This window comes from Aquabacter albus (assembly GCF_040049275.1).
In the GTDB taxonomy this organism is placed as follows: Bacteria; Pseudomonadota; Alphaproteobacteria; order Rhizobiales; family Xanthobacteraceae; genus Aquabacter.
The window spans coordinates 170,971-183,123 of record NZ_JBDZDT010000003.1 but is presented as its reverse complement, the minus strand read 5'-3'; the positions used below and the strand labels follow the sequence as shown (position 1 = coordinate 183,123).

The window sequence follows — 12,153 nt, the reverse complement described above, 5'->3', positions numbered from 1 at the left end:
CAACGGGGAGCGGGGAACGACATGATCTGGGGACTTCTCGCGCTGACGGTGGCCGCTGTGTTCACCGGCGCCGCCCTCTATATCAATGTGGTGGAGCAGCCGGCGCGGCTGCAACTCGACCCGGCGGCGCAATTGCGCCAATGGAAGCCGGCCTACAGGCGGGGGGCCGCCATGCAGGGGCCGCTGGCGGCGCTGGGCCTCATCCTGGGGGTGGTCGCCTTCTTCGTCACGGGCCAGTGGCGGTTCCTGGCCGGCGGGGTGCTCCTCGGCGCCAACTGGCCCTATACGTTCATCGGCATCATGCCCACCAATTATAAGCTCCTCGCCACGGCCGAAAGTTCTGCCGGCGCGGAGAGCACGCGGCTGATGGAAATCTGGGGGCAGCTCCACATGGTCCGCTCGGGGCTCGGCTTCCTCTCCACCGTCGTCTTCATCTGGGCGCTGCTGCCATGATCGGTAAATTGAAGGGCACGGTGGACAGCACCGCCGACGACCATCTGGTGCTGGACGTGCACGGGGTGGGCTATCTCGTCCATTGCTCGGGCCGCACGCTCCAGGCTTTGCCGGCGGCGGGCGAGGCGGCAGTGCTGTTCATCGAGACCTTCGTGCGCGAGGACCAGATCCGCCTGTTCGGCTTCCAGTCGGAGGCGGAGCGGGAATGGTTCCGCCTGCTCCAGGCGGTGCAGGGCATCGGCGCCAAGACCGCGCTCGCCATCCTGTCCACCCTGAAGCCTTCGGAGCTGGCGCACGCCATCGCCCTGGGCGACAAGGCGATGATCGCCCGCGCGCCCGGTGTCGGCCCACGCGTCGCCACCCGCATCGTCACCGAACTGAAGGACAAGACGCCGGCCTTGTCCGGCGCCGACCCGCTGGCGGCGCAGCTCTCCGGCGAGGCGTCGGCGCGGGCGAACGGCCCCTTGGCTGACGCCGTCTCCGCCCTCACCAATCTCGGCTATGGCGTCCCCCAAGCCTCCGCCGCCATCGCCGCTGCCGCGCGCGGAGCCGGGGAGGGGGCGACGACGGAGACGCTCATCCGGCTGGGGCTGCGGGAATTGGCGAAATAGGGATCAGGGCAGGTTGAGCTGCCAGGACACGCCGTAGCGGTCGCTGATCCAGGCAAACTGCGTGCTGAAGCCATAAGCGCCCAGGGGCATCAGGGCCGAGCCGCCCTCCAGCAATGCGGCCACGAGGCGCTCGATCTGCTCTGCGCTCTCGCATGTGACGAAAAAGGAAAAGGACGGGGTGAAGGTGAAGGCGTGCTTCACAAAGCTGTCGCTGCACATCACCTTCTGATCGCCGAGCCGGAAGGTGGCGACCATGATCGATCCCTCCGGCCCCGGCCCTTCTGCGCCGTAGCGCTTGATGTCGGTCGCCGCGCTGCCGGGGAAAAGCGAGGAATAGAAGGTCATGGCCTCCTCGGCCTTGCCTTCGAACATGAGGAAGGGGTGGATGATCGCGGGCATGGCGGCTCCTCTTCGCAGTGTGGGTGTCCAGGAGGGTCAAACCAAGAACGGTTCCGCCGCCTTCCCGCACACGTTAGACTCGATCGCGACTCATGACACGCAAGGCCCCATGAACACCCGCCTCATCACACCCGACAAACGCTCAGAGGACGAGGACGTCACGCTGCGCCCGCAGCGGCTGGCGGATTTCGTCGGGCAGGCGCAGGCGCGGGCGAACCTGGAGGTGTTCATCAAGGCAGCCCGGGTCCGGCAGGAGGCGCTGGACCACGTGCTGTTCGTGGGCCCTCCCGGCCTCGGCAAGACCACGCTCGCCCAGATCATGGCACGGGAGATGGGGGTGGGGTTCCGCTCCACCTCGGGGCCTGTGATCGCGAAGGCGGGCGACCTTGCCGCCATCCTCACCAATCTTGAGGAGCGGGACGTCCTGTTCATCGACGAGATCCACCGCCTCTCCCCGGCGGTGGAGGAAATCCTCTATCCCGCCATGGAGGATTTCGAGCTGGACCTCGTCATCGGCGAGGGGCCGGCGGCGCGCTCGGTGAAGATCTCGCTGCCGAAATTCACACTGGTGGGCGCCACCACCCGCTCCGGGCTTCTCACGACGCCCCTGCGCGACCGCTTCGGCATCCCGGTGCGGCTCGGTTTCTATACGGTGGCGGAGCTGGAGCACATCGTCACGCGCGGCGCGCGGGTGATGGGCATCGGCATCGCCCCTGATGGAGCCACCGAGATCGCCAAGCGCGCCCGGGGCACGCCACGCATCGCCGGGCGCCTGCTGCGGCGGGTGCGGGATTTCGCCTTGGTGGCGGAAAGCGAGCGCATCGACCGGGCCATCGCCGACCGGGCGCTCTCCGCCCTCGAGGTGGACCATGCGGGCCTCGACGCCATGGACCGCCGCTATCTCTCCATGATCGCCATCCACTATGCCGGCGGCCCGGTGGGCATCGACACCATGGCCGCGGCGCTTTCCGAGCCGCGCGACGCCATCGAGGAGATCGTGGAGCCCTTCCTGGTGCAGCAGGGCTTCATCCAGCGTACGCCCCGCGGGCGCATGCTCACGGCGGGGGCGTTCCGCCATCTGGGGCTGGAAGAGCCCCAGCGACCTCCCACCGTCTTGCCTTTGTTCGACGACGGAGAGTAGTCCTTCGCCCATTCACGGCATGGAAACGGCATGAAGAGCGACATTTCCGGCGAGCGGGCGGTCGCGCCCGGCGAACTCCAGCAGCATCCCCATCTGGCCGGCCGACTGATCCCCGGCGGGCACAGCCTAGCGCTGCGCGTCTATTACGAGGACACGGACTTCTCCGGCATCGTCTACCACGCCAACTACCTGAAATTCATGGAGCGCGGCCGCTCGGACTATATCCGCCTCCTCGGCGTGGTTCAGGGTGAGCTGTTCGCGGAAGCCGCGGCGGAGGCGCCGGGCTTCCATTTCGTCGTCCGCTCCATGCAGCTCGATTTCCTGAAACCCGCGCGCATCGACGATGTGCTGGAGGTGGTCACCCTCTCCAAGGAGGTGCAGGGCGCCTCCATCATTCTGGGGCAAAGCGTGCGGCGGGACGGGGAAATCCTGGTCTCGGCCAATGTGCGGATCGCCTTCGTGTCCCAGGGGCGCGCGCGGCGTGTCCCCGACGCCCTGCGCAAGGCAACGCTCGAGGATGCGATCCTCGCCGGAAACGGCACTGTTGCACCGCAACGATAACGGTGCATTAACCCTGCTGGTGTGTTGTGTGGGGGCGGCGGAAGGCGCACGCCGCGGCTTGCCGCCTAAGTTTGGACAGACTCAGCCGGTTCAAGACCGCCTGCGTCCCGGACGATGGAGGATGCGTACCGTGTGCGCCTGCGAAAATCGTGCGCCTGCGATAAGGCGGGCGATGCGCGGCAGAACGGCGATGCGCGGCAAGACTGGGACCGACACATGACCCCCGACAGGACTGGCCTGATGACGCTGACGAAGAAGCTTTTCCTTGGCCTCGCGCTGCTTCTCGCCGTGTCGGTATCGCACGCCCATGCGCAGTCCGCCCCCAATGCCGCGCCCACCGCGCCCGTGACCGCCGCGCCGGGCTCCCCGTCGCCGGCCGCCATGGCGCCGAACGGCCAGGTCGGCTTTGCGGCGGACAATGCGCCGGCCGCCAATGTCACCCTCATCGGCCTCTTCATGCAGGCCTCCTGGGTGGTGAAGCTCATCATGATCGGCCTGCTGCTGGCCTCCATCTGGGTGTGGGCCATCATCATCGACAAGCAGCTCCTGTTTGCCCGGACCAAGAAGGAAATGGACCGGTTCGAGCAGGTCTTCTGGTCCGGCCAGAGCCTGGAGGACCTCTATCGTTCCCTGGCGGGCCGGCCTAACCAGGCCATGGGCGCCATCTTCGTCGCCGCCATGCGCGAGTGGAAGCGCACTTATGAGAGCGGCGCGCGCTCGCTCACCGGCCTCAACCAGCGCATCGAGAAGGTGATGGACGTGACCATCGCCCGCGAGGTGGAGCGGCTGGAATCCAAGCTCCTGGTGCTGGCGACGGTCGGCTCGGCCGGCCCCTTCATCGGTCTGCTCGGCACGGTGGTGGGCATCATGACCTCGTTCCAGTCCATCGCCGCGTCCAAGAACACCAGCCTCGCGGTGGTTGCCCCCGGCATCGCCGAGGCGCTGCTGGCGACCGCGATTGGCCTCATTGCGGCCATTCCCGCGACCATCTTCTACAACAAGTTCAGCACCCAGCTGAGCCGGCAGGCGCAGCGGCTGGAGGGGTTTGCCGACGAATTTTCCGCGATCCTGTCGCGCCAGATCGACGAGAGGAGCTGACGCGCCATGGGCATGTCCAACGGCGGAGGAGGCGGGTGGCAGAGCCGGCGCTCGCGCCGCAGGCACGGCTCGGGGGTGATGGCGGAGATCAACGTGACGCCCATGGTGGATGTCATGCTGGTGCTGCTGATCATCTTCATGGTGTCGGCGCCGTTGCTCACGGTGGGCGTTCCCATCGATTTGCCGCAGACAGCGGCGAAATCGATGGATCAGAACAAGGACCCCATCACGGTCTCGGTGAACGACAAGGGCCAGATCTTCCTGGGTGACAGCGAGGTCGCCTATGCCGATCTGGTCACGAAATTGCAGGCTGTGACGAAGAACAGCATGGACGAGCGCATTTTCGTGCGCGGGGACCGGAAGGTTGACTACGGAACGGTCATGCGGGTCATGGGCCGCCTCTCGGGGGCCGGCTTCAAGCGCGTGGCCTTGGTGACGGAAGTGGAGCAGGGGGGCTGAAAAGGAGAGGGATGCGGGTCGGCTTTGTCGCATCGTCGGTCATTCATGGGGGCATCATCGTCCTCGCCTTGGTGTCCTTCGCGTCACCGAGGCCCTTTGACATGCCTCCTGAAGCCATCCCCGTGGAGGTGGTCTCGGCCACCGACATCTCCAAGGTCACCAAGGGCAACGAGAAGGGCAAGAAGGACGAGCCGCCCAAGGTGGTGGCCGAGAAGGTGGACGTGGACAAGCCCACGCCGGACCCGAACCTGAAGGTGACCGAGAAGCAGGAGGTGGCCCCCACCGCCCCCAGCCCGCCGCCTCCGCCCACGCCGCAGCCCAAGGCCGAGGAGCAGAAGCCCACCCCTGCGCCCGCCAAGGCCGAGCCCCCGCCGCCGAAGGCCGACGAGGCGCTGAAGGCCGAGCCCAAGAAGGAAGATCCCAAGCCCCAGCAGCAGGCGCAGCCGACGCCGCTTCCCCCGAAGAAGCCCGCGCCGCCGGTGCAGACCGCAGAGCCGAAGCCGCCGACGGACCAGAAGTTCGACGCGGACAAGATCGCGGCGCTGCTGGACAAGCGCACCCCGCAGCGCCAGGCCGCGACCGCCCCGCAGGTGTCGCAGGTCTCCTCGCTCGGGGCGCCGAAGGGTGATGCGCCGGCGCTCAGCCTGTCCGAGCAGGACGCCTTCCGCGAGAAGGTGAAGCAATGCTGGAAGATGCCGCACATCGACGATGAGAAGATGAATGCGTACATCCTGCTGCGGCTGAACCGCGACGGCACGCTGGCGCAACCGCCAGTGATCACAGGCGGCTTGATGAATCCGGAGCAGCGCGGGGTGTTCGATGCCTTCGCTTCCAGCGCGATCCGGGCGCTGATCCAATGCCAGCCCTACACGATGTTCAAGCCAGAGAAGTACGACCTCTGGAGGGAACTCGAGCCGAACTTCAAACCCAACATGTTCGGGGGCGCGTGACCCCGCCGCCTCCATGCCCCGCCGGCCCGTCTCCAGGGCCGCACCAGGACCGATTTTCGCGCCAGCGCCCTCAGACCGGCGCCGGCAAGAGAGAGAAGAAGAGGATTACGTGACCAAGACCTCCGATCTTGCCGCCCCCCTCCTGAACCGCCGCCAGATCGTCATCGCGGGGGCTGCGACGGGGCTTCTTGCCGCGGCGCCGGCTCACGCCGCGCTGCGCATCGACATCCAGTCCGGCGCGCCCCAGCCCATCCCTATCGCCATCACCGATTTCGTCGGCGAGGGGGACCAGGGGCGGGGCATTTCGGGCGTCATCACGGCGGACCTCAAGCGCTCCGGCCTGTTCGCGCCGCTCGACCCCAAATCGTTCGTGGAGAACATCCAGAACCCGGACCTCGCCCCCCGCTTCCAGGATTGGCGCACCATCAATGCGCAGGGCCTCGTTACCGGCCGCGTGGCACGCCAGGGCGATGGGCGGCTGAAGGTGGAATTCCGCCTGTGGGACGTGTTCGCCGGCCAGCAGCTTCTCGGCCAGCAATACTTCACCCAGCCGGAGAACTGGCGCCGCGTCGCCCACATCATCGCCGACGCCATCTATGAGCGGCTGACCGGCGAGAAGGGCTATTTCGACACCCGCATTGTGTTCGTGGACGAGAGCGGCGCCGCCGACCGGCGCGTCAAGCGCCTCGCCATTATGGACCAGGACGGCGCGAACGTGAGCTATCTCACCCGCGGCGACGATCTGGTGCTCACCCCGCGCTTCTCGCCCACCAGCCAGGAAATCACCTACATGTCCTATGGACGCGCCGACCCGCGCGTCTATCTGCTCAATATCGAGACGGGACAGCGCGAGATCGTCGGCAACTTCCCCGGCATGAGCTTCTCGCCACGCTTCTCGCCGGACGGGCAGAAGGTGATCATGAGCCTCCAGCAGGGCGGCAATTCCAACATCTTCGTCATGGACCTGCGCTCCAAGGCGACGACGCGCCTCACGGACACCTCCGCCATCGACACGGCCCCCTGCTATTCGCCGGACGGGCGGCAGATCTGCTTTGAGAGCGACCGAGGCGGCACCTCGCAGATCTATATCATGAATGCCGACGGCTCCGGGCCGAAGCGCGTCTCCTTCGGCAATGCGCGCTATTCGACGCCGGTGTGGTCGCCGCGCGGCGACGTCATCGCCTTCACCCGGCAGGCGGAAGGCAAGTTCGCCATCGGCGTGATGAAGCCGGACGGCACGGGCGAGCGCGTGCTCACCGAGGGCTATCACAATGAAGGCCCGACCTTCGCGCCCAACGGCCGGGTGATCATGTTCTTCCGCGATCCTCCGGGAACGGGCGGCCCGAGCCTCTTCACCATCGACATCACCGGCTATAACGAACTGCGCGTCCCCACCCCGAGCTTCGCCTCCGACCCTGCCTGGTCGCCGCTGCGCTCCTGAGATGTGTGTCTCAGAAGTTTCGTGTCCTGGCGGGCATCAGGTGAGCGGACGGCCGCCGCATGGCGTCCGTTTTGTTGCGCTGGCGCCACATCCTTTTGCGCCTCATCCGCCCCACGCCTTCGCCATCATGCTGCCACGGCCTGCCAGCACTAACGGCAGGCACGGCCGCAGGGGCGGCAACCATTTGGAAACCATAACTGGGGCTTGTGAGGGTATGGCGCTTGCGCGGCCTCCTGCGCGGCGCTGCGGAACCTTCGCTTAACCAAGCCCCTGCTAAATGGAAACCTCCGGTCGCGTTGAGAAGGGAATTACCGGATGCGCATTTTTGGTTTCGCCCGCGGCTTCCGGTTTGCCGCCCTGTTCGGCTTCGCGCTCGCGCTTGCAGCTTGCGCCAACACGCCCGACCCCAATGCGGCGTCGGGGGCCGCCGGTCCTCCCGGTTCGCCGCAGGAATTCGTGGTGGCGGTGGGCGACCGCGTGTTCTTTGACACCGACCAGACCGACCTCTCGCCCCAGGCCCAGGCGACCCTCGACCGCCAGGCCCAGTGGCTCCAGCAGTACAACCGCTACACCTTCACCATCGAAGGTCATGCGGACGAGCGCGGCACCCGCGAATACAACATCGCGCTCGGCGCCAAGCGTGCCCAGAATGTGCGTGACTTCCTCGCGTCGAGGGGCATCGACCCGGCGCGCATGCGCACCATCTCCTACGGCAAGGAACGGCCGGTTGCGGTGTGCAACGACATCTCCTGCTGGTCTCAGAACCGGCGCGCGGTGACGGTGCTCAATACCGGCGGCGCCTCTTGAGCCATAGTTGCCTGACCTGCTTGGAACACGCCGGCGCCATCCTTGGCGCCGGCGTTTTCATGCGCGGCGCGACCCGGCCCGGGCCACACTTTGGACGCGATCCCTGCCTTATGGTGCGCGCAAGGCCGGCCTAAAGTGCAGCGACGGCCGGAACCTCTTTGACCGAATGCGGATCATGCCAAGCCTGAGTTTCCGCGCCCTGCTGATCGCCGCCGCGTTCGGCCCGGCTCTCGCCGTGCCCGCGCTCGCACAGTCCAGTGGCAATATCTTCACTGACATCTTCAAGCCGCCGGGTTCGGTGCAGCAGCAGCCGGACCCGGCCGCCAGCGCGCAGTCCGAGATGCTCCTGCGGATGGACCGGCTGGAAAACACCGTGAGGCAGCTCACCGGCCAGGTGGAGCAGCTCCAGTACCGCCTCCAGCAGATGGAAGCGGGCGGCACCCGCCCGCCGGGTCCGGCTGGGGCACCCGCTGTCGCCCTGCCGCCGCCCACCGCGAATCGCGCGCCCGTCTCCGTGCCGTCGAGCGCGCCCCTGCCGCCACCGGGTGCGCCGCCCGCCGCCACCGGCAGGCGGTCCGACGCCTTCGACCCCAATGCAGCCTCCGACGCGCCCGGCGCACCCCAGCCTTTGGGGTCGCCCACCAGCAGTTCGGCGGGGCTTGGCGCGCCGACGGAGATCACGCCGGGAGGCGTCGCCCCCGTCTCCGCCCGGCCCGGTGCACAGGTGGCGGCGCTGCCGCCCTCCAATACACCTAAGGATATGTTCGACCTCGGCTACGGCTATATCCAGCGCCAGGATTACGCCTCCGCCGACCAGACCTTCCGCCAGTTCCTCCAGGCCTATCCCAGCGACCGGCTGGTGCCGGAAGCCACCTATTTCCTGGGCGAGACCCTGTTCCAGCGGCAGAACTACAAGGATGCCGCCGAGAATTTCCTCCAGGTCTCCACCAAATTCCCCAATGCCCCGCGGGCTCCGGAAGCGCTGCTGCGCCTCGGCCAGTCGCTGGCCGCGCTGAACGAGCGGGAAGCCGCGTGTGCGACGCTGGGGGAGATCGACCGCAAATACCCCCGTGCCAGTTCCAATGTCCGACAGGCGGTGGAGCGTGAGCAGAAGCGTGCCGGCTGCTGAGGATATCGCCCCCTTCGCGCAGGCGGAGCTCGACCGGCTTTTCGCGCCCTTCCTCGATCATTCCCGCATCCTGCTCGCCGTGTCCGGGGGGCCGGATTCCACGGCGCTGATGCTGCTGGCGCAGGCCTGGCGCGTGGCGCGCAGCCATGGCCCGACGTTTCTTGTGGCCACCGTCGATCATGCGCTTCGCGCAGACTCAGCCGGGGAGGCGAAGACAGTTGCGCGCCTCTGTCGGCGCCTGAAATTACCTCATGAGACACTTGTCTGGGCTGGTGAGAAGCCGTCCGCCGGCATTCAGGAGGCGGCCCGCGCGGCTCGCTATGCCCTGCTGACACATCATGCGCGGGCGAACGGCGCCACTGCGCTTGTCCTCGCCCATACCCGTGACGACCAGGCGGAAACGGTGCTGTTCCGCCTCGCGCGCGGCTCGGGCCTTTCCGGCCTGTCAGCTATGAGACATGTATCTCAGATGGGCGATCTGGCCCTGTTGCGCCCGTTGCTCGACATTCCCAAGGCGAGGCTGATCGCCGCAACGGAAAGCGCGGGCGTGACCTATGCGCGTGATCCCAGCAACACCGATCCGCGCTTCACACGGCCACGCCTGAGGCGGCTTGCGCCGGCTCTGGCGGCGGAAGGGTTGGATGCAAAGCGCCTGGCCCTTCTCGCACGACGCGTGGCCCGGGCGGAGGCAGCCCTGGTGGCGGCGGCGGCACAGGCGGCGGCGCGCTGCACTCTTGAGCGGGCAGAGCGGCTTGTGCGACTGGATCCTGTGGCATGGTCGGCCGAGCCGGATGAAATCTCGCTCCGCATCCTCCTCGATGCACTCTCAAGCTGCGCCACCGAGGGCGACGTGGAACTCGCCAAGGCCGAGCGCCTGCACGAAGGCCTCCTTTCGGCGGTTCGGGCTGAGGGCCGCCTGAGCCGGACCCTGGCGGGTGTCCTCGTGACGCTGGAGAAGGGCCGCATCACCTTCCGTCCCGCACCGGAACGGCGCTTAAAAACCGGCTCCTCTCGGCAAATTCACCCGGAACCGGACACTCGTCCTTGGCAAGCAAGGGCACGGCACCTAGATTAGGCGGCGGACGCAACGGGAGCGACATCGCGCGAGAGACCGCCACCAGAGAGGGCGGAGATCGAACGAAGGCGCGGTCGATGCGGTCCCCGTGAGGGATCAATGAACGCCAATTTACGTAATTTCGCCCTTTGGGTGATCATCGTTCTGCTGCTGCTCGCGCTGTTCTCGCTCTTCCAGAGCCCGGGACAGCGTTCAAGCGCGAACGAAATCTCCTTCTCGCAGCTCCTGTCCGACGTGGACCAGGGGCGGGTGCGCGACGTGGTGATCGAGGGGCCGAACATTTCCGGCTCGTTCACCGACGGCCGCCAGTTCCAGACCTATGCGCCCAACGACCCGTCGCTGGTGCAGCGGCTCTACGGCAAGGGCGTGTCCATTACCGCCCGCGCGCCGTCCGACAATGTGCCTTGGTTCGTGAGCCTCCTGGTCTCCTGGCTGCCCTTCATCGCGCTGATCGGCGTGTGGATCTTCCTCTCGCGCCAGATGCAGGGCGCGGGCGGCAAGGCGATGGGCTTCGGCAAGAGCCGCGCCAAGCTCCTCACCGAGGCGCACGGCCGCGTGACCTTCGAGGACGTGGCCGGCATCGACGAGGCGAAGAGCGACCTCACCGAGATCGTGGAATTCCTGCGCGACCCGCAGAAGTTCCAGCGCCTCGGCGGGCGCATCCCGCGCGGCGTGCTGCTGGTGGGCCCTCCCGGCACGGGTAAGACCCTGCTCGCCCGCGCTATTGCGGGTGAGGCCAACGTGCCCTTCTTCACCATCTCCGGCTCGGACTTCGTGGAGATGTTCGTGGGCGTCGGCGCGAGCCGCGTGCGCGACATGTTCGAGCAGGCGAAGAAGAATGCCCCTTGCATCATCTTCATCGACGAGATCGACGCGGTGGGCCGCCATCGCGGCGCCGGCCTCGGCGGCGGCAATGACGAGCGCGAGCAGACCCTCAACCAGCTGCTGGTGGAGATGGACGGCTTCGAGGCGAACGAGGGCATCATCCTCATCGCCGCCACGAACCGTCCCGACGTGCTCGACCCCGCGCTGCTGCGTCCCGGCCGCTTCGACCGCCAGGTCATCGTGCCGAACCCTGACGTGGTCGGCCGCGAGCAGATCCTGAAGGTGCATGCCCGCAAGATCCCCGTGGCGCCGGACGTGAACCTGAAGGTGATCGCCCGAGGCACCCCCGGCTTCTCCGGCGCGGACCTCGCCAACCTCTGCAACGAGGCGGCGCTGATGGCGGCCCGGCGCAACAAGCGCATGGTCACCATGAGCGAGTTCGAGGACGCCAAGGACAAGGTGATGATGGGCGCGGAACGCCGCTCGCTCGTCATGACCGAGGAAGAGAAGATGCTGACCGCCTATCACGAAGGCGGGCATGCCATCGTCGCCCTCAGCGTCCCGGCCACCGACCCGGTGCACAAGGCCACCATCATCCCGCGTGGCCGCGCGCTGGGCATGGTCATGCAGCTCCCCGAGCGGGACAAGCTGTCCATGTCCTACGAGCAGATGACCTCCCGCCTCGCCATCATGATGGGCGGGCGTGTGGCGGAAGAGCTGGTGTTCGGCCACGACAAGGTGACGTCCGGCGCGGCGTCCGACATCGAGCAGGCCACCCGCCTCGCCAAGATGATGGTGACGCGCTGGGGCTTCTCCTCGGAACTCGGCCAGGTCGCGTATGGCGAGAACCAGGACGAAGTGTTCCTCGGCATGTCGGTGCAGCGGCACCAGAATATTTCCGAGGCCACCGCCCAGACCATCGACCGGGAAGTGCGCCGCCTCGTGGACGAGGGGTATGCGGAGGCGACCCGCATCCTCACCGAGAAGCGCGAGGAGCTGGAGGCGCTGGCGCGCGGGCTGCTCGAGTACGAGACGCTCTCCGGCGACGAGATCATCGACCTGCTCGACGGCAAGCCGCCGGTGCGGGACACGGTGATCGAGCCCGCCAATCCGCGCGGTTCGGCGGTGCCCACCGCCGGCAAGAACCGCCCGCGCCCCGGCGGCTCCCCCGGCAGTATCGAGCCTCAGCCGCAGGCGTGAGCCG

Annotated in this window: 13 protein-coding genes; 12 read left to right on the top strand and 1 reads right to left on the bottom strand. The window is 67.4% G+C overall.

Going from position 1 to position 12,153, the window contains the following annotated elements; translation table 11 throughout:
- The first annotated feature begins 21 nt into the window (after positions 1 to 21).
- Both ABLE91_RS07355 and ruvA read left to right on the top strand, forming a co-directional pair.
- On the top strand, positions 22 to 453 hold the full coding sequence (locus ABLE91_RS07355) for an anthrone oxygenase family protein (RefSeq protein ID WP_348929958.1): 432 nt from the start codon (positions 22 to 24) through the stop codon (positions 451 to 453).
- A complete protein-coding gene (gene ruvA, locus ABLE91_RS07350) occupies positions 450 to 1,064 on the top strand; it encodes a Holliday junction branch migration protein RuvA (RefSeq protein ID WP_348929956.1) in 615 nt (204 codons plus the stop codon). The genes ABLE91_RS07355 and ruvA overlap by 4 nt, the downstream gene beginning before the upstream one ends.
- Positions 1,065 to 1,067: 3 nt before the next feature.
- On the opposite strand, the gene ABLE91_RS07345 is transcribed toward ruvA, so the two are convergent.
- A complete protein-coding gene (locus ABLE91_RS07345; RefSeq protein ID WP_348929954.1) occupies positions 1,068 to 1,463 on the bottom strand; it encodes a VOC family protein in 396 nt (131 codons plus the stop codon).
- 109 nt (positions 1,464 to 1,572) lie between these two features.
- Between ABLE91_RS07345 and ruvB the strand changes: the two genes are divergently transcribed.
- The 10 genes from ruvB (at position 1,573) to ftsH (ending at position 12,149) form a co-directional block, all read left to right on the top strand.
- On the top strand, positions 1,573 to 2,604 hold the full coding sequence (gene ruvB / locus ABLE91_RS07340; RefSeq protein ID WP_348929952.1) for a Holliday junction branch migration DNA helicase RuvB: 1,032 nt from the start codon (positions 1,573 to 1,575) through the stop codon (positions 2,602 to 2,604).
- 30 nt (positions 2,605 to 2,634) lie between these two features.
- Positions 2,635 to 3,165, top strand: a complete 531-nt coding sequence (gene ybgC, locus ABLE91_RS07335) for a tol-pal system-associated acyl-CoA thioesterase (RefSeq protein ID WP_348929950.1) — start codon at positions 2,635 to 2,637, stop codon at positions 3,163 to 3,165.
- Positions 3,166 to 3,546: 381 nt separating this feature from the next.
- Positions 3,547 to 4,263 (top strand): protein TolQ, encoded by a 717-nt coding sequence (gene tolQ / locus ABLE91_RS07330; protein WP_348930594.1) that lies wholly within the window; start codon positions 3,547 to 3,549, stop codon positions 4,261 to 4,263.
- 6 nt (positions 4,264 to 4,269) lie between these two features.
- Entirely contained in the window at positions 4,270 to 4,722 is a 453-nt protein-coding gene (gene tolR, locus ABLE91_RS07325; protein ID WP_348929948.1) for a protein TolR, read from the top strand.
- 101 nt (positions 4,723 to 4,823) lie between these two features.
- Positions 4,824 to 5,672, top strand: coding sequence for a cell envelope integrity protein TolA (tolA, locus tag ABLE91_RS07320; protein ID WP_348929946.1), 849 nt, complete (start codon positions 4,824 to 4,826; stop codon positions 5,670 to 5,672).
- A 109-nt stretch (positions 5,673 to 5,781) separates the two neighbouring features.
- On the top strand, positions 5,782 to 7,113 hold the full coding sequence (tolB, locus tag ABLE91_RS07315; RefSeq protein ID WP_348929945.1) for a Tol-Pal system beta propeller repeat protein TolB: 1,332 nt from the start codon (positions 5,782 to 5,784) through the stop codon (positions 7,111 to 7,113).
- Between the two features lie 315 nt (positions 7,114 to 7,428).
- Positions 7,429 to 7,920 (top strand): peptidoglycan-associated lipoprotein Pal, encoded by a 492-nt coding sequence (gene pal, locus ABLE91_RS07310; protein WP_348929943.1) that lies wholly within the window; start codon positions 7,429 to 7,431, stop codon positions 7,918 to 7,920.
- Positions 7,921 to 8,095: 175 nt separating this feature from the next.
- Positions 8,096 to 9,049 carry a tol-pal system protein YbgF gene (gene ybgF, locus ABLE91_RS07305; protein ID WP_348929942.1) on the top strand — a complete coding sequence of 318 codons (954 nt, stop codon included), beginning with the start codon at positions 8,096 to 8,098 and terminating at the stop codon, positions 9,047 to 9,049.
- The gene (gene tilS, locus ABLE91_RS07300) at positions 9,003 to 10,124 is read left to right on the top strand and encodes a tRNA lysidine(34) synthetase TilS (RefSeq protein ID WP_510181915.1); all 1,122 of its coding nucleotides are present in this window, start codon (positions 9,003 to 9,005) and stop codon (positions 10,122 to 10,124) included. Before ybgF ends, tilS begins: the two co-directional genes overlap by 47 nt.
- Before the next feature lie 99 nt (positions 10,125 to 10,223).
- Complete coding sequence (gene ftsH, locus ABLE91_RS07295; RefSeq protein WP_348929938.1) at positions 10,224 to 12,149, top strand: ATP-dependent zinc metalloprotease FtsH; 1,926 nt, start codon at positions 10,224 to 10,226, stop codon at positions 12,147 to 12,149.
- The last annotated feature ends 4 nt before the right edge of the window (positions 12,150 to 12,153 follow it).

Excerpts from the sequence above, each read along its gene's own strand:
- ABLE91_RS07355 (WP_348929958.1), top strand. The coding sequence starts at position 22 with ATGATCTGGGGACTTCTCGCGCTGACGGTGGCCGCTGTGTTCACCGGC.
- ruvA (WP_348929956.1), top strand. The coding sequence starts at position 450 with ATGATCGGTAAATTGAAGGGCACGGTGGACAGCACCGCCGACGACCAT.
- ABLE91_RS07345 (WP_348929954.1), bottom strand. The coding sequence starts at position 1,463 with ATGCCCGCGATCATCCACCCCTTCCTCATGTTCGAAGGCAAGGCCGAG.
- ruvB (WP_348929952.1), top strand. The coding sequence starts at position 1,573 with ATGAACACCCGCCTCATCACACCCGACAAACGCTCAGAGGACGAGGAC.
- ybgC (WP_348929950.1), top strand. The coding sequence starts at position 2,635 with ATGAAGAGCGACATTTCCGGCGAGCGGGCGGTCGCGCCCGGCGAACTC.
- tolQ (WP_348930594.1), top strand. The coding sequence starts at position 3,547 with ATGGCGCCGAACGGCCAGGTCGGCTTTGCGGCGGACAATGCGCCGGCC.
- tolR (WP_348929948.1), top strand. The coding sequence starts at position 4,270 with ATGGGCATGTCCAACGGCGGAGGAGGCGGGTGGCAGAGCCGGCGCTCG.
- tolA (WP_348929946.1), top strand. The coding sequence starts at position 4,824 with ATGCCTCCTGAAGCCATCCCCGTGGAGGTGGTCTCGGCCACCGACATC.
- pal (WP_348929943.1), top strand. The coding sequence starts at position 7,429 with ATGCGCATTTTTGGTTTCGCCCGCGGCTTCCGGTTTGCCGCCCTGTTC.
- ybgF (WP_348929942.1), top strand. The coding sequence starts at position 8,096 with ATGCCAAGCCTGAGTTTCCGCGCCCTGCTGATCGCCGCCGCGTTCGGC.
- tilS (WP_510181915.1), top strand. The coding sequence starts at position 9,003 with ATGTCCGACAGGCGGTGGAGCGTGAGCAGAAGCGTGCCGGCTGCTGAG.
- ftsH (WP_348929938.1), top strand. The coding sequence starts at position 10,224 with ATGAACGCCAATTTACGTAATTTCGCCCTTTGGGTGATCATCGTTCTG.